The sequence below is a fragment of the Mycobacterium sherrisii genome (assembly GCF_002102355.1).
Taxonomy (GTDB): Bacteria; Actinomycetota; Actinomycetes; order Mycobacteriales; family Mycobacteriaceae; genus Mycobacterium; species Mycobacterium sherrisii.
Window position 1 is genome coordinate 1 of record NZ_LQPT01000005.1, and the last position, 21,883, is coordinate 21,883.

At 68.0% G+C, this 21,883-nt stretch carries 20 protein-coding genes and 1 tRNA gene; 12 read left to right on the plus strand and 9 right to left on the minus strand.

The window, feature by feature from the left end:
- Positions 1 to 157: 157 nt before the first annotated feature.
- A complete protein-coding gene (locus AWC25_RS00545; protein ID WP_069402794.1) occupies positions 158 to 1,135 on the plus strand; it encodes an SDR family NAD(P)-dependent oxidoreductase in 978 nt (325 codons plus the stop codon).
- Positions 1,136 to 1,139: 4 nt separating this feature from the next.
- Here AWC25_RS00545 and AWC25_RS00550 read toward each other — a convergent pair whose 3' ends face one another.
- Positions 1,140 to 2,105 (minus strand): D-cysteine desulfhydrase family protein, encoded by a 966-nt coding sequence (locus AWC25_RS00550; protein WP_085166207.1) that lies wholly within the window; start codon positions 2,103 to 2,105, stop codon positions 1,140 to 1,142.
- Between the two features lie 308 nt (positions 2,106 to 2,413).
- Here AWC25_RS00550 and AWC25_RS27775 point away from each other — a divergent pair, with 308 nt between their 5' ends.
- The gene (locus tag AWC25_RS27775; RefSeq protein WP_372513562.1) at positions 2,414 to 3,148 is read left to right on the plus strand and encodes a hypothetical protein; all 735 of its coding nucleotides are present in this window, start codon (positions 2,414 to 2,416) and stop codon (positions 3,146 to 3,148) included.
- Here AWC25_RS27775 and AWC25_RS00560 read toward each other — a convergent pair.
- The 4 genes from AWC25_RS00560 to AWC25_RS00575 form a co-directional block, all read right to left on the minus strand.
- A tRNA-Val gene (locus tag AWC25_RS00560) sits at positions 3,108 to 3,179 on the minus strand. The genes AWC25_RS27775 and AWC25_RS00560 overlap by 41 nt on opposite strands.
- 57 nt (positions 3,180 to 3,236) lie before the next feature.
- Positions 3,237 to 3,698 (minus strand): peroxiredoxin, encoded by a 462-nt coding sequence (locus AWC25_RS00565; protein ID WP_069402791.1) that lies wholly within the window; start codon positions 3,696 to 3,698, stop codon positions 3,237 to 3,239.
- Positions 3,698 to 4,120 carry a DUF3052 domain-containing protein gene (locus tag AWC25_RS00570; RefSeq protein ID WP_069402790.1) on the minus strand — a complete coding sequence of 141 codons (423 nt, stop codon included), beginning with the start codon at positions 4,118 to 4,120 and terminating at the stop codon, positions 3,698 to 3,700. The genes AWC25_RS00565 and AWC25_RS00570 overlap by 1 nt, the downstream gene beginning before the upstream one ends.
- Before the next feature lie 85 nt (positions 4,121 to 4,205).
- Positions 4,206 to 4,796: a hypothetical protein gene (locus AWC25_RS00575; protein ID WP_085166208.1), complete on the minus strand. Its 591-nt coding sequence runs from the start codon at positions 4,794 to 4,796 to the stop codon at positions 4,206 to 4,208.
- A gap of 175 nt (positions 4,797 to 4,971) precedes the next feature.
- Here AWC25_RS00575 and aceE point away from each other — a divergent pair, with 175 nt between their 5' ends.
- From aceE to AWC25_RS00610, 7 genes are all read left to right on the plus strand, one after another.
- A complete protein-coding gene (gene aceE / locus AWC25_RS00580; RefSeq protein ID WP_069402788.1) occupies positions 4,972 to 7,764 on the plus strand; it encodes a pyruvate dehydrogenase (acetyl-transferring), homodimeric type in 2,793 nt (930 codons plus the stop codon).
- 172 nt (positions 7,765 to 7,936) lie between these two features.
- Complete coding sequence (locus tag AWC25_RS00585; protein WP_085166209.1) at positions 7,937 to 9,259, plus strand: PucR family transcriptional regulator; 1,323 nt, start codon at positions 7,937 to 7,939, stop codon at positions 9,257 to 9,259.
- Between the two features lie 140 nt (positions 9,260 to 9,399).
- On the plus strand, positions 9,400 to 10,308 hold the full coding sequence (locus AWC25_RS00590; protein WP_085166210.1) for an ACP S-malonyltransferase: 909 nt from the start codon (positions 9,400 to 9,402) through the stop codon (positions 10,306 to 10,308).
- A gap of 79 nt (positions 10,309 to 10,387) precedes the next feature.
- A complete protein-coding gene (gene acpM, locus AWC25_RS00595; RefSeq protein WP_044506662.1) occupies positions 10,388 to 10,735 on the plus strand; it encodes a meromycolate extension acyl carrier protein AcpM in 348 nt (115 codons plus the stop codon).
- On the plus strand, positions 10,732 to 11,982 hold the full coding sequence (kasA, locus tag AWC25_RS00600; RefSeq protein ID WP_069402785.1) for a 3-oxoacyl-ACP synthase KasA: 1,251 nt from the start codon (positions 10,732 to 10,734) through the stop codon (positions 11,980 to 11,982). Before acpM ends, kasA begins: the two co-directional genes overlap by 4 nt.
- 82 nt (positions 11,983 to 12,064) lie before the next feature.
- Positions 12,065 to 13,318: a 3-oxoacyl-ACP synthase KasB gene (gene kasB, locus AWC25_RS00605; protein WP_069402796.1), complete on the plus strand. Its 1,254-nt coding sequence runs from the start codon at positions 12,065 to 12,067 to the stop codon at positions 13,316 to 13,318.
- 47 nt (positions 13,319 to 13,365) lie between these two features.
- A complete protein-coding gene (locus AWC25_RS00610) occupies positions 13,366 to 14,787 on the plus strand; it encodes an acyl-CoA carboxylase subunit beta (protein WP_069402784.1) in 1,422 nt (473 codons plus the stop codon).
- Between the two features lie 57 nt (positions 14,788 to 14,844).
- Here AWC25_RS00610 and AWC25_RS00615 read toward each other — a convergent pair whose 3' ends face one another.
- The 3 genes from AWC25_RS00615 to AWC25_RS00625 all read right to left on the minus strand — a co-directional run bounded on the left by AWC25_RS00615 (position 14,845) and on the right by AWC25_RS00625 (position 18,367).
- A complete protein-coding gene (locus tag AWC25_RS00615; RefSeq protein WP_085166212.1) occupies positions 14,845 to 16,164 on the minus strand; it encodes an MFS transporter in 1,320 nt (439 codons plus the stop codon).
- A gap of 101 nt (positions 16,165 to 16,265) precedes the next feature.
- The gene (locus tag AWC25_RS00620; protein WP_085166211.1) at positions 16,266 to 17,798 is read right to left on the minus strand and encodes a glycerol-3-phosphate dehydrogenase/oxidase; all 1,533 of its coding nucleotides are present in this window, start codon (positions 17,796 to 17,798) and stop codon (positions 16,266 to 16,268) included.
- Positions 17,795 to 18,367, minus strand: coding sequence for a TetR/AcrR family transcriptional regulator (locus tag AWC25_RS00625; protein WP_069402782.1), 573 nt, complete (start codon positions 18,365 to 18,367; stop codon positions 17,795 to 17,797). The genes AWC25_RS00620 and AWC25_RS00625 overlap by 4 nt, the downstream gene beginning before the upstream one ends.
- A gap of 47 nt (positions 18,368 to 18,414) precedes the next feature.
- Between AWC25_RS00625 and AWC25_RS00630 the strand changes: the two genes are divergently transcribed.
- The 3 genes from AWC25_RS00630 to AWC25_RS00640 all read left to right on the plus strand — a co-directional run bounded on the left by AWC25_RS00630 (position 18,415) and on the right by AWC25_RS00640 (position 21,514).
- The gene (locus AWC25_RS00630) at positions 18,415 to 19,995 is read left to right on the plus strand and encodes an FAD-binding oxidoreductase (protein ID WP_142278644.1); all 1,581 of its coding nucleotides are present in this window, start codon (positions 18,415 to 18,417) and stop codon (positions 19,993 to 19,995) included.
- Positions 19,992 to 20,912 carry a diacylglycerol kinase gene (locus AWC25_RS00635; RefSeq protein ID WP_069402780.1) on the plus strand — a complete coding sequence of 307 codons (921 nt, stop codon included), beginning with the start codon at positions 19,992 to 19,994 and terminating at the stop codon, positions 20,910 to 20,912. The genes AWC25_RS00630 and AWC25_RS00635 overlap by 4 nt, the downstream gene beginning before the upstream one ends.
- A gap of 80 nt (positions 20,913 to 20,992) precedes the next feature.
- Positions 20,993 to 21,514 carry an Rv2253 family sensor-like surface protein gene (locus AWC25_RS00640; protein WP_069402779.1) on the plus strand — a complete coding sequence of 174 codons (522 nt, stop codon included), beginning with the start codon at positions 20,993 to 20,995 and terminating at the stop codon, positions 21,512 to 21,514.
- Here the strand turns inward: AWC25_RS00640 and AWC25_RS00645 are convergent.
- On the minus strand, positions 21,511 to 21,883 hold a 373-nt coding region (locus AWC25_RS00645; RefSeq protein WP_142278642.1), incomplete at its 5' end, for an integrase core domain-containing protein. The two genes, AWC25_RS00640 and AWC25_RS00645, sit on opposite strands and share 4 nt — an antisense overlap.

Sequence of the window (21,883 nt, forward strand, 5' to 3'; positions counted from 1 at the left end):
CGCGTCTTCCTGATGCCGGTCTGCGACCCCGGCAGGACCGAGGGCGGCAGTGTCATGCAGGCCCTCCAAGAGCGACCACCAATGGCCGTCACCTCGGCCCCCGCCGAGTCCCTTCAACGAACACCCTTCGGGCATCCGCAGAAAGCATGGTGCCCTAGTGACCACCACACCCTTCGGCTGGGAAACGACCGCGCAGAAGGCGATCACCGGGATCGAGCTGCACGGTGTCACCGCCCTCGTCACCGGCGGCACTTCGGGCATCGGCGCCGAGACGGCCCGTGTCCTCGCCGGCGCAGGCGCCCGCGTCACCATCACCGGCCGCAACCTCGACGCCGGGCGTGCCGTCGCCGCCCGCATCGCCGAGGAACACCCCGACGCCCCCGAGGTGACCGTGGCCGGGCTGGAACTGTCCGACCCGGCATCCGTCGCCGCCTACGCCGCCGAGTGGGACGGCCCACTGCACCTGCTCATCAACAACGCCGGCATCATGGCCCTGCCCGAACTCACCCTGAACAAGGACGGCCACGAGCTGCAGTTCGCCACCAACCACCTCGGCCACTTCGCCCTCACCACCGGACTCCACGACGCCCTCGCCGCAGGAGCCGCGGATGCCGCATCGGCTGTCCTCGGCGGCGCCCGCATCGTCTCCCTCAGCTCCCGCGGCCACCTGCGCGCCGGCATCGACTTCGACGACCTCGACTTCCAGCACCGCGCCTACGACCCGCTCATCGCCTACGGCCAGTCCAAGACCGCCAACGTCCTCTTCGCCGTCGAGGCCGCCGCCCGTTGGGCCGGAGACGGCATCACCGCCAACGCCGTCCACCCCGGCGCGATCCTCGAGACCGGCCTGTCCCGCCACATGCCCGCCTCCACACTCACCGGCATCCAGGCCACCAACAAGCAGCAGTTCAAGACCATCGGCCAGGGCGCCGCCACCAGCATCGTCGTCGCCACCTCCCCCACGCTCGCGGCGGTGACTGGTCGCTACTTCGAGGACTGCCAGGAATCCCAGGTCATCCCCGAAGGCACCCCCGACATCCCCTCACACGCCCGCGGCGTCGCCTGGTACGCACTCGACACCACCGACGCGGCACGACTGTGGGAGGTCTCGACGCAGCTCACTTCCGCCGCGTGAGACCTCAGTGAGCGGTGACGCCCTCGATCAGAGCGGCTGCCTGACGATGACCGAACAGGCCGGGCAGCCCGCCTGTGTGCCAGAACACGACCGAGGCGTCACCCCTCACCTCGCCGTCGCGCACGGCAGCAATGAGCCCGGCCAAGGCACGACCCGTGTAGGTCGGGTCGAGGACAATCCCCTCCGTACGCGCGGCAAGCCGGATCGCCGCTGCCGTCCCCTCGGCGAGCAGGCCGTATCCCGCTCCCACCTGATCCATGCGCAGCCGCAACGCCGAGGCATCGCAGCCACCGGCGACGTGACTCACCAGACGAGCGACGACACCGCGCGGGTCCCGCACGGCACCCGTGTGAACGCCGAGGACCCGCTCGGTCCCGAGCTCGGCCACCAGGCCCGCCATCGTGCCGCCCGAGCCGACCGCCACGACCGACGTCGTGTCCTCGGAGAGCTGTGCTCGCAGCTCACGCGCGGCATCCACGTAGCTCAACGCTCCGTCGCGGTTGCTGCCGCCGAACGGGATCACCGCCGGGCGTGCACCGGCTCGCGTCAGCTCCGCAGCGACGTCCGCCGCCTTCTCCTCCAGCGCCTCGTCGTCGACGTCACCGGCCCAGCGGAGCTCCGCACCGAAAAGGCTGTCGAGGAGGAGATTCCCTGTCTGCGCCGCGTCGGGACGGCCTGCGAGCACCAGGATCACGCGGAACCCGAGCCGAGCACCGGCCGCGGCCGTAAGGCGCGCATGGTTCGACTGCGCGGCACCAATCGTTACCAACACATCGGCACCGTCACGACGCGCTGCTGCGACAGTGCGCTCCAGCTTCCGGACCTTGTTGCCCCCTGCCCCGAGACCGGTCAGATCATCGCGCTTGATCCACAGACGACCCTTGCCGAGACCGATCGCCGCCGCAAGATTGTCCGCACGCTCCAGCGGGGTCGGGAAGGTGCCGAGGCTCACACGGTCGGCAGAAGTCATCGTCACTCTCCTAGAAGCCCGATCGGTCGGAAGTCTGGCCGGCGATGAACCACGCACGCGCCGGGAGTGGAAGCGTCGCCTCAACGCCGCCGACGGCCCCCGCCGAGCGCGAAGTGGCGCCTGCCGCGCCGGACGGGATACCCGTCTGGGTCAACTCGGTTGAGCACGTACGCACCCAGCCAACGACAAGAACTGTATTTGATCAGAGCAAGATCGTGTACCTGCTCGAAGGCGCCGCCCGAATCCGCACTGGACGCGGAACAGTCCTGAAAGGCACGATCTACTGCGGCGACTGCGGCTCACGCTTCATGGTCACCCACGCCAAGAACCGGACCGGGGTCATCTACCCGTACTTCATCTGCGCGGGTCGGCATTCCAAGCGGACGAGCTGCACCGGGCAGGCGATGGGCGTGGTCGACATCGAGCAAAAGGTCGAGGACTACTACCGGCAAGTCCAGATACCCGAGCACATTGTCATCGCCCTCCGGCACATGCTCACCCGCCAGTTCGATGACCTCCACGTCGCCGCGAAGAAGGAGCGGGGCACCCTCGCCGCCGAACGCGACAAGCTCCGCGACGAACGACGAAGCCTCCTGCACGCCCACCACGCGGGGGCCGTGCCGCTCGACCTGCTCAAAGAGGAACAGGACCGCATCTCGCGGCGCATCACCTTCCTCGACTCCCGCATCGACGCCTCGCAAATCGAGTACGACCAGGCGAAGGCTCACTTGGAGGACTGCCTGGCCCTGGCCGGCAACGCTCACGCGATCTACATGAGCCTGGACGACTCGCTGCGCCGCATCTGCAATCAAGCGTTCTTCGACCGCATCAACATCTACGAGGTCGAGGACACCGACATCGTGGACGCCCAGCACGGAGAGCCCTTCGACGCGCTGTTCGATCCCGCGCTCCAGGCCGAAGCACTGGCCTACGACCAGCGGCTACAAGCGGGGTTGGATGCTCAAACCGGACATGTTGCCGGTTTGAGCATCCAACATTGGGTGGGCGCGGACGGTATCGAACCGCCGACCGCTGGTGTGTAAAACCAGTGCTCTACCACTGAGCTACGCGCCCTCAAAACCAAACGGACCCGCCGCAGGCTACACGCCCGGCGGCCAGGACCCCAAACTGTCAGACTCGCAAAGCCTCCAGCACATCGATCCACAGTTGCTGATCGCGGGCCTGGCCGGGCTCCTTCATCTCGGCGAAGCGGATGATTCCGGACCGGTCGACGACGAAGGTGCCCCGATTCGGATAGCCGGCGCGGTCATTGAACACGCCGAAGGCCCGACTCACCTCGCCGTGCGGCCAGAAATCCGACAGCACCGGGAACGTGAACCCGCTTTGCCCGGCCCACACCTTGTGGGTGGGCGGTGGCCCGACCGAGATCGCCAGGGCCGCGCTGTCGTCGTTGTCGAAGCGCGGCAGCTGATCACGCAGCTGGTCCAGCTCGCCCTGGCAAATCTTGGTGAAGGCCAACGGGAAGAACACCAGCACAACGTTCTTGTCGCCGCGAAAGCTGCTCAGCGTGACGGGCTGCTGGTTCTGGTCGCGCAGGGTGAAATCGGGAGCCGTCGTACCGACCGGCAGCATCAACGCTTCCCGGCGCGGGACTTGGGTTGCACCAGGCGGCTGGCGCTCCAATCCCCCAGGTTGACCGACGACGTCGGCATCAGGCCGGCGGTGGGTGCCGCCTCGGCGATCTCGGCGGGCAGGACGTGGCCGGGCTTGCCGGTCTTGGGCGTCAACACCCAGATCACGCCGTCCTCGGCCAGCGGGCCGATGGCGTCCATCAGCGTGTCGACCAGATCGCCGTCGCCGTCGCGCCACCACAGCAAAACGACGTCGACCACCTCGTCGGTGTCTTCGTCGAGTAGCTCGGAGCCGCAGGCTTCCTCAACCGCGGCGCGAATGTTGTCGTCGGTGTCCTCGTCCCACCCGAACTCCTGGACTACCTGGTCTCGTTGGACGCCCAGTTTGCGAGCGTAGTTCGAGGCGTCATCCGCCGCGACCACCGTGGAGCCTCCTTAACAGCACAACCGTCGCGCCATGCGATTGGGGATTATCGTCGCACAGCCAGAACCCCGTCCACACTCCCCCTCAGAAGGACGCCAGACACAATTTCAGCGCTTTGGTCTTGGTGTCGTTGAGCTGATCGACCCGCCGGTTGAATTCGCCGGTCCCGGCGTGGGTGCCGATCGCGTTCGCCACCCCGTGTGCGGCGTCGATGTAGGCGTTGAACGCATCCTTCAACTGGGCGGACAGGGCGTCATTGAAGCTGTTGCTCACCGTCGAGGCGCTGTTGTTGAGCGCGTCGATGGCCGGCCCCTCGAACGGGCCGGTGCCGCGGCCGGCGTTGAACGCCCCGACATACGCATTTACCTTGTCGATCGCGTCCTTGCTGGTGGTGGCCAGCGAGTCGCAGCTGCCGCGCACCGCCCTGGTCGTCAGGGACTGTTGCCGCTGAGATTCGCGGATGCTCGACGTCGCGATCGAGGCGGACACCGACGACGACACGGACTGCCGGTAGGCCGGCGCCACCTTGGTGTCCGGCTGGGCGGTGCCGTCGGTGACGGTCGTACACCCGACGACGCCCATCAGCACGGCCGCGATGCACCCGAGCGCCAGCGCTCCGCACCTGGGCAACTTCCCCCCGTGCGTTCCAGGGACGACTCTCCATCCGATGAGCACAGGTTGTGACGTTACCGGGTGGCGATAGCTGACGCCCTGCAGTCGCCGACGTTGCGTGTCGGCAGGTGAACCCGCGTAGTCAGGAGGGGGTTGCGCCTACCCGCCCGGGGCGCCGGTACGGCACGATAGAAAGACCAACACCGATAGGCCCACCGCCGACAACAGGAGCAGTGCGTTGACGACCGAGTTCGCTCGCCACGATCTGGCTAAAACCCCAAGCAACGGAAGCGAACCCGATCGCGTCCGAGTGATCCGCGAGGGCGTGGCGTCGTACCTTCCCGACATCGATCCCGAGGAGACCTCGGAGTGGCTGGAGTCCTTCGACGACCTGCTCGAGCGGTCGGGTCCGGCACGCGCCCGGTACCTGATGTTGCGGTTGCTGGAACGCGCCGGCGAACAGCGCGTGGCCATCCCCGCCCTGACGTCGACCGACTACGTCAACACCATCCCGACCGAGCTGGAGCCGTGGTTCCCCGGTGACGAGGACGTCGAACGCCGCTACCGGGCCTGGATCCGATGGAACGCCGCCATCATGGTGCACCGCGCCCAACGTCCGGGAATCGGTGTGGGCGGCCACATTTCGACGTATGCGTCGTCGGCCGCGCTGTATGAGGTCGGCTTCAACCACTTCTTCCGGGGCAAGACCCATCCCGGCGGCGGCGACCAGATTTTCATCCAGGGTCACGCCTCCCCCGGCATCTATGCGCGAGCCTTTCTGGAGGGGCGGTTGAGCGCCGACCAGCTCGACGGCTTCCGGCAAGAACACAGCCACCCCGGCGGCGGGTTGCCGTCCTACCCGCACCCGCGGCTGATGCCGAACTTCTGGGAATTCCCGACCGTGTCGATGGGCCTGGGCCCGATGAACGCCATCTATCAGGCCCGGTTCAACCACTACCTGCACGACCGGGGCATCAAGGACACCTCCGATCAGCACGTGTGGGCGTTCCTCGGCGACGGCGAGATGGACGAGCCGGAAAGTCGCGGGCTGATCCAGGTGGCCGCCAACGAGGCGTTGGACAACCTGACCTTCGTGATCAACTGCAACCTGCAGCGTCTCGACGGCCCGGTGCGCGGCAACGGCAAGATCATCCAGGAGCTGGAATCGTTCTTCCGCGGCGCCGGCTGGAACGTCATCAAGGTGGTCTGGGGCCGCGAGTGGGACGCGCTGCTGCACGCCGACCGCGACGGCGCACTGGTGAACCTGATGAACACCACGCCCGACGGCGACTACCAGACCTATAAGGCCAACGACGGCGCCTACGTCCGGGACCACTTCTTCGGCCGCGACCCGCGCACCAAGGCGCTCGTCGAGCCGATGACCGACCAGGAGATCTGGAACCTCAAGCGCGGCGGTCACGACTACCGCAAGGTCTACGCCGCCTACCGGGCCGCCGTCGACCACAAGGGCCAGCCGACCGTGGTGCTCGCCAAGACCATCAAGGGTTACTCGCTGGGCGCCCACTTCCAGGGCCGCAACGCCACGCATCAGATGAAAAAGCTTGCGCTGCAAGACCTCAAGGACTTCCGCGACGCCATGCGGATCCCGATCAGCGACGCACAGCTGGAAGAGGACGCCTACCTGCCGCCGTACTACCACCCCGGTCCGGACGCCCCGGAGATCCGCTACATGCTGGATCGGCGCCGCACCCTCGGCGGTTTCGTGCCCGAGCGCCGCACCAAGACCAAGGCGCTCAAGCAACCCGCGCGGGAGATCTATGCGCCGCTGAAGAAGGGATCGGGCAACCAGGAAGTGGCCACCACGATGGCGATCGTGCGCACCTTCAAGGAAGTGTTGCGGGACAAGGAACTCGGTCCGCGGATCGTGCCGATCATTCCCGACGAGGCCCGCACATTCGGGATGGACTCGTGGTTCCCGTCGCTGAAGATCTACAACCGCAACGGCCAGCTCTACACCGCCGTCGACGCCGAATTGATGTTGGCGTACAAGGAAAGTGAAGTCGGTCAGATCCTGCACGAGGGCATCAACGAGGCGGGGTCGACGGCATCGTTCACCGCGGCGGGCACCTCGTACGCGACGCACAACGAGCCGATGATCCCGATCTACATCTTTTATTCGATGTTCGGGTTCCAGCGCACCGGCGACAGCCTGTGGGCGGCGGCCGACCAGATGGCCCGCGGCTTCGTGCTGGGCGCCACCGCGGGCCGCACCACGCTGACCGGTGAGGGCCTGCAACACGCCGACGGCCACTCGCTGCTGCTGGCTGCCACCAACCCCGCGGTGGTCAGTTACGACCCGGCGTTCGCGTTCGAGATCGCCTACATCGTCGAGAGCGGTCTGGCCCGGATGTTCGGCGAGCACCCGGAGAATGTGTACTTCTACATCACGGTGTACAACGAGCCGTACGTACAGCCGCCGGAGCCGGCGAACTTCGATCCCGAAGGCCTGCTGCGCGGCATGTATCGCTTCCGCACGGCCACCGAGCAGCGCACCAACAAGGCGCAGATCCTGGCGTCGGGCATCGCGGTGCCGGCGGCGTTGAAGGCCGCCGAGATGTTGGCCGCCGAGTGGGACGTCGCGGCCGACGTGTGGTCGGTGACGAGTTGGAGCGAACTCAACCGCGACGGGGTCGCCACTCAGCGCGAGCAGCTGCGCCACCCCGATCAGCAGGTTCAGCCGCCCTACGTCGCCCGGGCGCTATCCGGCATCACCGGCCCGGTGATCGCGGTGTCGGACTGGATGCGTGCGGTGCCCGAGCTGATCCGGCCGTGGGTACCCACCACCTACGTCACGCTGGGCACCGACGGCTTCGGCTTCTCCGATACCCGGCCTGCGGCCCGGCGCTACTTCAACACCGACGCCGAGTCGCAGGTGGTGGCGGTGCTGGAGGCGCTGGCGCGCGACGGCGAGATCGACCCGTCGGTGCCGGTCGCGGCGGCGCGCCAGTACAGGATCGACGACGTGCTGGCCGCACCGCAGCAGACGTCCGATCCCGGGCCCGGGGCGTGACGCCGCTGCCCACGTGGCCCGCCGGCGCCGCCCAGCGCGAACGTGAAGTTAGCTTCACGTTCGACGCCGACAGTGAAGCTAACTTCACGCTCGCGGCTGCCGACTGCACACGCTGGCCCGCCCGCCGTCTGCTTTGGGGGAAAGTTCCAGAAATCAGGCGTAGGTTTTAGGCGTGGGCGACAATCCCTTTGCCGGGCCGTTCGCCAAGCCGCGGTCGCCGCTGGAGCTGCTGGACTCGGTGCCGGATTCGCTGCTGCGACGGCTGAAGCAGTACTCGGGCCGGCTGGCCACCGAAGCCGTGTCGGCCATGCAGGACCGGCTGCCATTCTTCGCCGACCTGGAGGCGTCCCAGCGGGCCAGCGTGGCACTGGTGGTGCAGACGGCGGTGGTGAACTTCGTGGAGTGGATGCACGACCCGCACAGCAACGTCAGCTATACCGCGCAGGCCTTCGAGTTGGTGCCCCAGGACCTGACCCGGCGCATCGCGCTGCGGCACAGCGTCGACATGGTCCGGGTGACCATGGAGTTCTTCGAGGAAGTGGTGCCGCTGCTGGCCCGCTCGGAGGAGCAGTTGACCGCACTGACCGTGGGCATCCTGAAGTACAGCCGCGACCTGGCCTTCACCTTCGCCGGGGAATACGCCGACGCGGCCGAGGCCCGGGGCACCTGGGACAGCCGGATGGAGGCCAGCGTCGTCGACGCGGTGGTGCGCGGCGACACCGGCCCCGAGCTGTTGTCCCGCGCGGCCGCGCTGAACTGGGACACCACCGCGCCGGCCACGGTGGTGGTCGGAATGCCGGCGCCCGGCCGCGACAACACCAACGGCGAGGGCGCCAGCGAGCGGGCCAGCCAGGTCGTCCGCGACACCGCCGTCCGGCACGGACGCGCGGCGCTCACCGACGTGCACGGCACCTGGCTGGTGGCCATCGTGTCCGGACAGTTGTCGCCCACCGACAAGTTTCTGGGCGATCTGTTGAACGCCTTCTCCGACGGCCCGGTCGTCATCGGACCCACCGCGCCGATGCTGACGGCGGCCTATCACAGCGCCAGCGAGGCGATTTCGGGCATGAACGCCGTCGCCGGCTGGCGCGGCGCGCCCCGTCCCGTCCAGGCGCGCGAGCTGCTGCCGGAACGCGCCCTGATGGGCGACGCGTCGGCCATCGTCGCGCTGCACACCGATGTGATGGGCCCGCTGGCCGACGCCGGGCCGACGCTAATCGAAACTCTTGACGCTTACTTAGATTGTGGCGGCGCCATAGAGGCCTGCGCTCGCAAGTTGTTCGTTCATCCAAACACGGTGCGGTATCGGCTGAAGCGGATCACCGACTTCACCGGCCGCGATCCGACCCAGCCGCGCGACGCCTACGTGTTGCGAGTCGCGGCGACGGTCGGCCAACTCAACTACCCGGCGCCCACGTCCACCGTCGGTAACAACCCGGTAACGGGGGTTCCGCTGCCGGTCAGGGCAGGTACTGTGACACCGTCGACGCGTTAGTGATCCAGGCAACAGATCGCGACGCGATATCAAATACGTTGCTTGTCGAGCGTTTTTGTGGGCTCCCCACAAAAACCTAAGACGAGGTTCATAATCTGTTACACCCGCCAAATTCGTTTCCACAGTGTTCTCTTAGACACGTGATTGCGTTACTCGCGCCCGGACAGGGTTCGCAGACCGAGGGGATGCTCGCGCCGTGGCTGGAACTGCCCGGCGCCGCTGAGCAGATGGCGCGGTGGTCTCAGGCCAGTGGCCTGGATCTGGTGCGACTGGGCACCAGCGCCTCCGCGGAGGAGATCACCGACACCGCGGTGACGCAGCCCCTGGTCGTCGCGGCCACCCTGCTCGCCCACCAGGAGCTGACCAAGCGCGGCCTGCTGAGCGGCAAGGACCTGATCGTGGCCGGCCACTCGGTCGGCGAGATCGCCGCCTACGCGATCGCCGGCGTGATGGCGCCCGACGACGCGGTCGCGCTGGCCGCCACCCGCGGCGCCGAGATGGCCAAGGCGTGCGCCGCCGAGCCGACCGGCATGTCGGCGGTGCTGGGCGGGGACGAGGCCGAGGTTCTGGCCCGGCTCGAGCAGCTCGACCTGTTCCCGGCGAACCGCAACGCCGCCGGGCAGATCGTCGCCGCCGGCGCGCTGACCGCGCTGGAAAAGCTCGCCGAGGACCCGCCGGCCAAGGCCCGGGTGCGCGCGCTCGGTGTGGCCGGCGCCTTCCACACCAAGTACATGGCGTCCGCCTTGGAGGGTTACGCCGCCGCGGCTGCGGCCATCGCGACCGCCGAGCCCACCGCGACCCTGCTGTCCAACCGCGACGGCAAGCCGGTCACCTCGGCTGCCGCGGCGATGGAGACGCTGGTCGCTCAGTTGACCCAGCCGGTGCGATGGGATCTGTGCACCAAGACGCTGGCCGACCACGATGTCGAAGCAATCGTGGAGTTCCCGCCCGCGGGAACGCTCGCCGGCATCGCTAAACGCGAGCTTCGGGGGGTGACGGTTCGTGCCGTCAAGTCGCCCGCAGACCTGGACGCGCTGGCCGACATCTAATCGTCAGCCCGGTCAGGACAACCACATAAGAGCACATCAATCCGATTTGCACACAACACATTACGAAGGGAAAAGGGCTGTGGCCGTTTCGCAGGAAGAAATCATCGCCGGTATCGCCGAGATCATCGAAGAGGTCACCGGTATCGAGCCCTCCGAGGTCACCCCGGAGAAGTCGTTCGTCGACGACCTGGACATCGACTCGTTGTCGATGGTGGAGATCGCCGTGCAGACCGAGGACAAGTACGGCGTGAAGATCCCGGACGAGGACCTGGCCGGTCTGCGCACTGTCGGTGACGTGGTCTCCTACATCCAGAAGCTCGAGGAAGAGAACCCCGAGGCCGCTCAGGCTCTGCGCGCCAAGCTGGAGTCGGAGAACCCCGAGGCCGTTGCCAACGTTCAGGCGAGGCTGGAAGCGGACAGCAAGTGACCAAGCCTTCCACTGCTAACGGCGGTTACCCCAATGTTGTGGTAACCGCCCTCGCGGCGACGACGTCGATCGCGCCGGACATCGAGAGCACGTGGAAGGGCTTGTTGGCCGGCGAGAGCGGCATCCGCGTCCTCGAAGACGATTTCGTCACCAAGTGGGAGCTGCCGGTCCAGATCGGTGGGCACCTCAAGGAGCCGATCGACAACCACATGGGCCGGCTGGATTTGCGACGGATGTCGTACGTCCAGCGGCTGGCCAAGTATCTCAGCGGCCAACTGTGGGAGTCGGCGGGCGCCCCCGAGCTCGACCCGGACCGGTTCAGCGTTGTCGTTGGCACCGGCCTGGGTGGCGCCGAGCGGATCGTCGAGAGCTATGACCTGATGAACGAGGGCGGTCCCCGCAAGGTGTCGCCGCTCGCCGTTCAGATGATCATGCCCAACGGAGCCGCTGCCGTCGTCGGTCTCGAACTCGGGGCGCGGGCCGGGGTCATCACCCCGGTGTCGGCCTGTTCGTCGGGATCCGAAGCCATCGCGCACGCCTGGCGCCAGATCGTCATGGGTGACGCGGAGGTCGCGGTCTGCGGCGGTGTCGAGGGTCCGATCGAGGCGCTGCCCATCGCGGCGTTCTCGATGATGCGGGCCATGTCGACCCGCAACGACGAGCCCGAGCGCGCCTCGCGCCCGTTCGACAAGGACCGCGACGGCTTCGTGTTCGGCGAGGCGGGGGCCCTGATGCTCATCGAGACCGAGGAGCATGCCAAGGCCCGCGGCGCCAAGCCGCTGGCCCGGCTGATGGGCGCCGGGATCACCTCGGACGCCTTCCACATGGTGGCGCCCGCGGCGGACGGCGTGCGTGCCGGCCGCGCCATGACCCGGTCACTGGAGTTGGCGGGCTTGTCCCCCAAGGACATTGACCACGTGAACGCACACGGAACGGCGACGCCGATCGGCGACACCGCAGAGGCCAATGCCATCCGGGTCGCCGGATGCGAACGGGCCGCCGTGTACGCACCGAAATCGGCACTGGGACACTCCATCGGCGCAGTCGGGGCGCTCGAGTCGGTGCTCACGGTGCTTTCCCTGCGGGACGGTGTCATTCCGCCGACCCTCAATTACGAAACACCCGATCCCGAGATTGACCTGGATGTCGTTGCGGGCGAGCCGCGCTACGGCGACTTCCGTTACGCGATCAACAACTCATTCGGGTTCGGCGGCCACAACGTGGCCCTCGCCTTCGGGCGGTACTAAGAGCACGACGTCCGGCAACGAGGCGGGCCACCGATGGTCCGAGGGGAGCCGGATGGATATGGAAGGAACGTTCGCCACACCCATGACAGAGCTGGTTACGGGGAAAGCATTCCCCAACGTGGTCGTCACCGGCATCGCTGCGACGACTGCCCTGGCACCTGATGCGGAAGAAACCTGGAAGCTGTTGTTAGACGGCCAAAGTGGAATCCGTACCCTCACCGACCCGTTCGTCGAGAAATTCGACTTGCCGGTGCGCATCGGTGGGCACCTGGTAGAGGACTTCGACAGTCAGCTCACGCGTATCGAGCTGCGCCGCACCGGTTATCTGCAGAGGATGTCCACCGTCCTGGGCCGCCGGGTATGGGAGAACGCCGGTTCGCCCGAGGTCGACACCAACCGGTTGGCAGTGTCGATCGGCACCGGCCTGGGCTCGTCCGAGGAGATGGTGTTCAGCTACGACGACATGCGCGAACGTGGCATGAAGGCGGTCTCCCCGTTGGGCGTGCAGAAGTACATGCCCAACGGTGCGGCCGCGGCGGTCGGGCTGGAACGGCAAGCCAAAGCCGGTGTCATGACACCTGTTTCGGCCTGCGCGTCGGGCAATGAAGGTATCGCCCGGGCCTGGCAGCAGATCGTGCTCGGTGAGGCCGACATCGCCATCTGCGGCGGCGTGGAGACTCAGATCGAGGCGGTGCCGATCGCGGCGTTCGCGGCGATGCGCATCGTGATGTCGACCAACAACGACAACCCCGCGGGTGCGTGCCGCCCGTTCGACCGGGACCGCGACGGTTTCGTGTTCGGTGAGGCGGGCGCGCTGATGGTCATCGAGACCGAGGAACACGCGAAGGCCCGCGGCGCCAACATCCTGGCGCGCATCATGGGGGCCAGCGTCACCTCGGACGGATTCCACATGGTGGCACCGGATCCGAACGGGGAGCGCGCCGCGCACGCGATGACGCGGGCGATTCAGCTCGCCGGCATCACCCCCGCCGAGATCGACCACGTCAACGCCCACGCCACCGGCACCCAGGTCGGCGACCTGGCCGAGAGCAAGGCGATCAACAAGGCCTTGGGCAGCAATCACCCCGCGGTGTATGCACCCAAGTCTGCGCTGGGGCACTCGGTCGGTGCCGTCGGCGCGTTGGAGTCGATCTTGACGGTTCTTGCATTGCGCGAGCAGGTGATCCCCCCGACACTGAACCTGGAAAACCTCGATCCAGAAATCGATTTGGATGTGGTGGCGGGTAAGCCGCGGCCGGGCAACTACCGGTTCGCGATCAACAACTCGTTCGGATTCGGCGGTCACAACGTTGCGATCACCTTTGGACGGTACTGACACCCAGCGTTACTGAGCCCGAGCTCACCGGAAACAGGAGACCTGCGATGACACTCATGGCCCCCGATGCGGTTGGCGAGTCACTGGACCCCCGCGACCCACTGCTGCGTCTGAGCACCTTCTTCGACGACGGCAGCGTCGCGTTGTTGCACGAGCGTGACCGCTCCGGTGTGCTGGCCGCATCGGGAACCGTGAACGGCGTTCGCACCATTGCCTTCTGCACGGACGGCACGGTGATGGGCGGTGCGATGGGCATCGAGGGGTGCTCGCACATCGTCAACGCCTACGACACGGCGATCGAGGAGCAGAGCCCGATCGTGGGCATCTGGCACTCGGGCGGAGCCCGGCTGGCCGAAGGCGTCAAGGCCCTGCACGCGGTGGGCCTGGTGTTCGAGGCCATGATTCGGGCTTCGGGCTACATCCCGCAGATCTCGGTGGTCGTCGGATTCGCCGCCGGCGGCGCCGCGTACGGGCCGGCGCTGACGGACGTCATCGTGATGGCGCCGGAAAGCCGGGTGTTCGTCACCGGACCGGACGTGGTTCGCAGCGTCACGGGCGAGGACGTGGACATGTGCTCGCTGGGCGGACCGGAAACCCACCACAAGAAGTCCGGCGTCTGCCACATCGTCGCCGAGGACGAGCTGGACGCCTACGAGCGCGGTCGTCGGTTGGTCGGATTGTTTTGCCAGCAGGGGCATTTCGACCGCAACAAGGCCGAAGCCGGGGATACCGACATCCACGCCCTACTGCCCGAGTCGGCGCGCCGTGCCTACGACGTACACCCGATCGTCACCGCGATCCTCGATGACGACACTCCGTTCGACGAGTTCCAGGCGAACTGGGCGCCGTCGATGGTGGTCGGTCTGGGCCGGTTGTCGGGCCGCACCGTCGGTGTGCTGGCCAACAACCCGCTGCGGCTGGGCGGCTGCTTGAACTCCGAAAGTGCGGAGAAGGCAGCGCGTTTCGTGCGGCTGTGTGACGCGTTCGGGATTCCGTTGGTCGTGATCGTCGACGTGCCGGGCTACCTGCCGGGTGTCGACCAGGAGTGGGGTGGCGTGGTGCGTCGCGGCGCCAAGCTGCTGCACGCGTTCGGCGAGGCGACCGTGCCGCGCGTCACGCTGGTCACCCGAAAGACCTACGGCGGGGCCTACATTGCGATGAACTCCCGCTCGCTGAACGCCACCAAGGTGTTCGCCTGGCCGGACGCCGAGGTCGCCGTCATGGGCGCCAAGGCCGCGGTCGGTATTCTGCACAAGCGCAAGCTGGCCGCCGCGCCCGAGCACGAGCGTGAGGCGTTGCACGACGAGCTGGCCGCCGAGCACGAGCGGATCGCCGGCGGTGTGGACAGCGCCATCGAGATCGGCGTGGTCGACGAGAAGATCGACCCGGCGCACACCCGCAGCAAGCTCACCCAGGCGCTGGCCGAGGCGCCGGCCCGGCGCGGTCGCCACAAGAACATCCCCCTGTAAATCGGCGCTAGCCCGCGAGCGTAACGCCGGGTTTCACCGGCGGAAACCGTCCCTGCGTTACGCTCGCGCGCGGCTCGCCAATTCCCGTGTCTCCGCCTCGGTTTCGACGGCGGGGCCGGACCCGGGCAGCGGCTTGCCGGCCACCTCGGGCATGAACAGCAGCGTGACCACGCCGACCGCACCGGCGAACATCAGCATGTAGGCCGGCGCCATGGCGCTGCCGGTCCACGACACCAGCGCCTGGGCGATCAGCGGTGTGACGCCGCCGACGGTGGAGATGGACAGGTTGTAGGAGATGGCCAGCGCCCCGTACCGCACCCGGGTCGGGAACAGCGCCGGCAACGCCGACGGCGTCGTGCTGTCGAAGCACAGTTCCATCAGCCCGATCAGCAGCACACCGAGAAAAACCACCGGATAGGCACCGCCGAGCCGCATCAGCAGAAACGCCGGTATCGACGCCCCGATCAGCAGGACACAACCGGTGCGCATGATCGGCTTGACGCCGACGTGATCGGACAGCTTGGCCACCAACACGATCGTGGCCATCAAGATGGCCAGGGTCAGCACGATCAGCACCAACGCCACTGTTTCCCGAAGGTGCACAACGGTTTTCAAGTAGGTTGGCAGATAGCCGGTGACCATGAAGTCGGCCACCTGGGAGGTCAGCACCAGCGCGGCACAGATCAACATCGGCCGCCACTGCTCGACGACGGTGCGCCGAAACTGGCCGCCCTCTTCGGGTTGCTCGGTCATCTGCACGAAGGCCGGCGATTCTTCCAGCCGCAGCCGCATGTACAGCGCGATCAGACCCAACGGCGCCGCCGACAGCAGCGGAACCCGCCACCCCCAGGCCAGCCAATCGTCGCGCGGCAACCACGCCTGCAGCCCGGTCACCAGGAACCCGGCCACCACAAATCCGATCAGGTTGCCCAACGGCAGAAATCCGACCAGCATGCCGCGCTTGCGATCCGGGGACTGCTCCACCAGATAGGTCATCGCGCCGACGAATTCACCGCCCGTCGACAAGCCCTGGAACACCCGCGCCACGATGAGCAGGACCGGCGCCCAGATGCCGATCGCGGCGTAGCCGGGCAGCAGTCCGCTCATCGTCGTCCCGGCCGTCATCATCAGGATGGTGATCACCAGCACCCGCTTGCGGCCGATCCGGTCGCCGAGTGGGCCGAAGATCATGCCGCCCACCGGGCGCACCACGAACGCCGCCGCCAACGTGCCGAAGGTGGCGAGCAGATGCACCGCGCTCACGCTGTTGCCGGGGTAGAACACCTGCGCGATCGTGGTGGCGATGTAGCCGTAGACGCCGAAGTCGTACCACTCCATCACGTTGCCGATCGCGGTGCCGGTGATCGCCTGAGTCATCGCGGCGGGATTGGTGACCGTGATCTCCGCACGCGTCCAGGTGCCATCGGTGCTCACCGCACCCTGTTACCCGAACTTCGCCGCGGCCAACCCGCGGCCGGTCAGCCGACGCCGGCCAGGAATTCCCGGGCGACCGCGACCACCCGCTCGCGGTCGCGTGCGACCAGACCGATCCGGGTGCGCCGGTCCACGATGTCGTCGACGTCGAGGGCGCCCTCGTGGGTGACGGCGTATTCGAACTCGGCCCGGGTGACGTCGATCCCGTCGGCGACCGGTTCGGTGGGCCGCTGGCAGGAGGCGACGGCGATGACGTGCGGCGCCTCGGCGCCGTAGCGGGCCACCAGCGACGCGGGCAGCCCGGCGCCCGAACCGGCCGCCGGGCCCGGATTAGCCGCCGCCCCGATCAGCGCAAGATTGCGGGTGCGACAGGGGCCGGCCGCCAGCCGCCGCAGGCGCACGGCACGGTCCATGACGTCCTGGGCCATGTAGCGGTACTCGGTCAGCTTGCCGCCGATCACGCTGATCACCCCGGTCTCGGACTCGACGACGGCGTGCTCACGCGAGACGTCGGCGGTGCGGCCGGCGCCGGTGTCGATCAGCGGCCGCAGGCCGGCGTAGGCGCCGATCACATCGGCGGTCGTGACGGTGCGGCCCAGCGCGGTGTTCACGGTGTCCAGCAGGAAGTCGATCTCGGCGTCGGACGGCTGCGGCACGTCGGGAATCGGGCCGGGCGCGGCCTCGTCGGTGAGCCCCAGATACACCCGGCCCAGCTGTTCGGGCATCGCGAAGACGAACCGGTTGAGCTCCCCCGGGATCGGAATCGTCAGTGCCGCAGCCGGATTGCCGAATGCGGCGGCGTCGAACACCAGGTGGGTGCCGCGGCTGGGCCGCAACCGCAGCGCGCCGTCGATCTCCCCCGCCCACACTCCGGCGGCGTTGATCACCGCACGGGCGGACACGTCGAACGATTGCCCGGTGCGCCGGTCGGTCAGCCGCACCGAGGTGCCGGTGGCCTCGGACGCCGCGACGTAGGTCAGAATCCGCGCCCCGTGCTGGGCGGCGGTACGCGCGACGGCGGTGACCAGGCGGGCGTCGTCGATCAGTTGGCCGTCGTAGGCGAGCAGGCCTCCGTCCAGACCCTCGCGGCGCACTGTGGGCGCCAGCTGCACCGCCCGCGCGGCCGACACCCGGCGGGCTCGCGGCAGCGTCGACGACGGGGTGCCGGCCAGCATCCGCAAGGCATCGCCGGCGAAAAATCCCGCCCGCACCAGCGCCCGCTTGGAGGGACTCAGCGACGGCAGCAGCGGAACCAGTTGCGGCATCGCGTGCACCAGGTGGGGGGCGTTGCGGGTCATCAGGATTCCGCGTTCGATGGCGCTGCGCCGGGCGATGCCGACGTTGCCGGTCGCCAGGTAGCGCAGGCCGCCGTGCACCAGTTTGGAGCTCCAGCGACTGGTACCGAACGCCAGATCGTGCTTCTCCACGAGCGCCACCCGCAGGCCGCGCGACGCGGCGTCCAGCGCGATCCCGGCGCCGGTGATCCCGCCGCCGATCACGACGACGTCCAGTGTCGCGCCGTCGGCGAGTGCGGTCAGGTCGGCGGTGCGGCGGGCGGCATTGAGTGCGGCGTTCATGGGGCCAGGTATCCGTTCAGGGCGTGGGTGAGTTCGGTGGCCAGCGCGTCGGCGCCGAGAACCGGGCGCACCATCCGCTCGGACTGAATCGTCGACTGCGCGATCAGCAACACCATGGTCGCCAGTTGGAGCGGGTCACCGGGTCGCACGCTGCCGTGGCGTTGCGCCACCCGCAACCGGTCGGCGAGGGCGCCGATCAGCATCTGCTGGCTTTGCCCGAGCCGCTCGGTGATGTAGGTCGACGCCAGGTGCGAATGCATCACCGACCCGATCAGCTCGTCGCGGCGCAACACATTGGCCACCGAAACGATTTGGCGCACCAGCGATTCCCGGTCTTCGCCGCGCAACGGCGCCTCGCGCATCACGTCGGTGATGCGCTGGGTCAGCAGCGCCGCCACGATCGAGGGGGTATCCGCCCAGCGGCGGTACACCGTCGGCCGGCTCACCCCCGCGCGCCGGGCGATCTCGGCCAAAGTCACTCGGTCCACCCCGAAATCGACCACGCAGCTGGCCGCGGCGGCCAGAATCCGGTCGCCCACATCCAGGTCCGCGTTACTGATTGACAGCATGTGTAATACTGTAACGCATGACGCGATCCGAGGCACTTCTTCCCCCGATGAAATGGGATGCGTGGGGGGATCCCGCCCGCGCCAAGCCACTGCCCGACGGCATTCGGTCATTGTTGAAACAGGCTGTGGGACTTGAAGATTCACAGCTTGCCCAGCTCGCCGCCGAGCAGGTGCGGTTGCGCCCGTCCGCGCTGAGGGCGGCGGATGCGGACGCGCTGGCCGGGATCGTCGGCGCCGAGTACTGCCGCACCGACGACCGCGACCGGCTGCTGCACGCCGGCGGTAAATCCACCCTCGACCTGCTGCGCCGCAAGGACACCGGGGTGCAAGACGCCCCGGACGCCATCCTGCTGCCCGGCGACGAGCAGGCGGTGGCCGCGATCCTGGGCTACTGCTCCGAGCACGGCATCGCCGTGGTCCCGTTCGGCGGCGGCACCAGCGTGGTGGGCGGCCTCGATCCCGTCCGCGGCGACTTCACCGCCGTCGTCTCCCTCGACCTGCGCCGCTTCGACCAGCTCGTCGAGCTCGACGAGGTGTCCGGCCTAGCGGTCCTGGGCGCCGGGGTCACCGGCCCGGACGCCGAACGGCTGCTCGGTGCGCACGGCTACTCGCTGGGACACTTCCCGCAGAGCTTCCAGTACGCCACGATCGGCGGCTTCGCCGCGACCCGGTCCTCCGGGCAGGATTCGGCCGGTTACGGCCGGTTCAACGACATGGTGCGCGGCCTGCGGGTGGTCACCCCGGTGGGCACGCTGGAGCTGGGCCGCGGACCGGAATCGGCGGCCGGCCCCGATCTCCGCCAGCTGCTGATCGGGTCGGAGGGCACCTTCGGCGTGATCACCCAGGTCCGGGTGCGGGTGCACCGGGTGCCCGAGGAGGTCCGCTACGAGGCCTGGTCGTTCCCCGACTTCGAGACCGGGGCCGCGGCGCTGCGGGCGGTCACCCAGCATGCCACCGGCCCCACCGTCATCCGGCTGTCTGACGAGGCCGAAACCGGGGTCAACCTGGCTACCACGGAGTCGATCGGCGAAACCCAGATCACCGGCGGCTGCCTGGCCATCACCGCGTTCGAGGGCACCAAGGAACACGTCGAAAGCCGGCACGCCGAAACCAGCGCCCTGCTGGCGGCGCGCGGCGGCACCTCGCTGGGCGAAGGCCCGGCGCAGGCCTGGGAGCGCGGCCGGTTCAATGCGCCGTACCTGCGCGACTCCCTGTTGGCCGCCGGCGCGCTGTGCGAGACGCTGGAAACCGCGACCGACTGGTCCAACATCGCCGCGCTGAAGGCCGCCGTCACCGACGCGCTCACCACCGCACTGGCCGAAAGCGGGACACCGGCGCTGGTGATGTGCCACATTTCGCACGTGTACCCCACCGGCGCGTCGCTGTACTTCACCGTGGTCGCGGGCCAGCGCGGCAACCCGATCGAGCAGTGGCGGGCCGCGAAGGCCGCGGCGTCAAACGCGATCGTCGCGACCGGCGGCACCATCACCCATCACCACGCCGTCGGCGCCGATCACCGGCCGTGGATGCGCAACGAGGTGGGCGATCTGGGCGTGCAGGTGTTGCGCGCGGTCAAGGCGACCCTGGATCCGGCCGGAATCCTCAACCCCGGCAAGCTGATTCCGTGACACCGCTGCGCCAGCGCGAGATCGCCAAGGTGACCGCGCTGACCAATCCCCTCTCGGGCCACGGCACCGCCGTGCACGCGGCGCAGGCCGCGATCGCCCGGCTGCACGCCCGCGGCGTCGAGGTGAACGAGATCATCGGCGACGACGCCGCCGATGCCCGTCATCTGGCCGCCGCCGCCATCGAACGCGGCACCGACGCGGTGGTGGCCACCGGCGGCGACGGTGTCATCTCCAACGCGCTGCAGGTGTTGGCGGGCACCGACATTCCGCTGGGCATCATCCCGGCCGGCACCGGCAACGATCACGCACGCGAATTCGGCATCCCCACAAAGGATCCCGAGGCCGCCGCGGACATCGTCGTGGACGGCTGGACCCAGACGATCGACCTGGGCCGCATCGTGGACGGCGCCGGGGTGGGCAAGTGGTTCGGCACGGTGGCGGCGACGGGATTCGATTCCCTGGTGACCGACCGCGCGAACCGGATGACTTGGCCGCACGGCCGGCTGCGCTACTACCTCGCGATGCTCGCCGAACTCTCGCAGCTGCGGATGCTGCCGTTTCGCCTGGTGCTCGACGGCAGCACCGAGATCGACGCCGACATCACGCTCGCGGCGTTCGGCAATACCCGAAGCTACGGCGGCGGAATGCTGATCTGCCCCCACGCCGACTACACCGACGGCCTACTCGATATCACGATGGCGCACACCGCGTCCCGGACCAAACTGGTTCGCCTGTTCCCCACCGTCCTCAAGGGCACGCACGTCGACCTCGACGAGGTGCGCACCGCGCGCGCGAAGACGATCCAGGTCGAATGCCCCGGCATCAACGTCTACGCCGACGGCGACTACGCGTGCGCGCTGCCCGCCGAAATCTCGGCGGTGCCGGGAGCCCTGCACATCCTGCGACCGCGGGTGTAACAACCGGGGCAACGAACACGACATTCGGGCAGACGTGCGCTGCTGGAGCGCGCCGGCCTGAGAGGATCCTGGGAGGAACTGTGTCGGGTCGTCGTGCCGCGGTTGCCGCCGTGGCTGCCTTATCCGGTTCACTTGTGCTGGCGCCCGTTGCGGTCGCGGCCGATCCGCTGTGGAACGGCCAGTACGTGCTCACCTTGTCGGCCAACGCCAAGACCGGCACCAGCATGGCGGCCAGCCAACCCGAATTCGCCCACCGGGGCACCTATTCGATCACCTCGAAGTGCGTGGCGAATGTCTGTACCGCGACGGTCAACGCCCCACCACCGCCCAAGAACCAATTCATGCCGCAGACGATCGAGTTCACCTGGAACGGCGCCCAGTGGGTGCGCGAAATGACGTGGAAGTGGGACTGCCTGCTGCCCGACGGCACGATCGAATACGATCCGGCGAAATCGATCACGGCGTACACACCGGGCCCCAACGGCGTCCTGACCGGTGTCTTCCACACCGACATCAGCAGCGGGGCATGTCAGGGCAATGTCGACATGCCGGTGTCGGCCGCGCCGGCCAACCCGCCGGTGGTCCAGCTAACCGGTGGCTAGCTGTATGAGGCCATGACATTGGTGACGCCGGTGGCGAGTCGTGATGCTGGTGGCTGGCCTGCGGCGGCAGAGTGTGGTCGATGGTAGTTGAAGTGGATGTTCCAGACTTTGAGTGCTTCGGCGCGTTGGGTTTCTGAGGTCCATGTCCTGGCGTAGAGGAACTCTTCGGCCAGGATGCGGTTGTAGCGCTCGACTTTGCCGTTGTGGCGCGGGGTGTAGGGCGTGATGAATTGGTGGCGTGCGCCGTGGAGCACGTGGGCGAAGTCTTTGGCCCGGTAGCAGGCGCCGTTGTCGGTGACGATCCGCTGGATGCGGTCGATGCCATGGACGGCGAACCATACCCGGGCGCGGTGCATGAATCCGATTGAT

Coding starts and splice junctions, on each gene's coding strand:
- AWC25_RS00565 (WP_069402791.1), bottom strand. CDS start 3,698: ATGCTGCCGGTCGGTACGACGGCTCCCGATTTCACCCTGCGCGACCAG.
- AWC25_RS27775 (WP_372513562.1), top strand. CDS start 2,414: ATGGTCACCCACGCCAAGAACCGGACCGGGGTCATCTACCCGTACTTC.
- AWC25_RS00630 (WP_142278644.1), top strand. CDS start 18,415: ATGAAATGGGATGCGTGGGGGGATCCCGCCCGCGCCAAGCCACTGCCC.
- AWC25_RS00625 (WP_069402782.1), bottom strand. CDS start 18,367: ATGCTGTCAATCAGTAACGCGGACCTGGATGTGGGCGACCGGATTCTG.
- AWC25_RS00550 (WP_085166207.1), bottom strand. CDS start 2,105: ATGACTTCTGCCGACCGTGTGAGCCTCGGCACCTTCCCGACCCCGCTG.
- AWC25_RS00610 (WP_069402784.1), top strand. CDS start 13,366: ATGACACTCATGGCCCCCGATGCGGTTGGCGAGTCACTGGACCCCCGC.
- AWC25_RS00620 (WP_085166211.1), bottom strand. CDS start 17,798: ATGAACGCCGCACTCAATGCCGCCCGCCGCACCGCCGACCTGACCGCA.
- kasB (WP_069402796.1), top strand. CDS start 12,065: ATGACAGAGCTGGTTACGGGGAAAGCATTCCCCAACGTGGTCGTCACC.
- AWC25_RS00615 (WP_085166212.1), bottom strand. CDS start 16,164: ATGACTCAGGCGATCACCGGCACCGCGATCGGCAACGTGATGGAGTGG.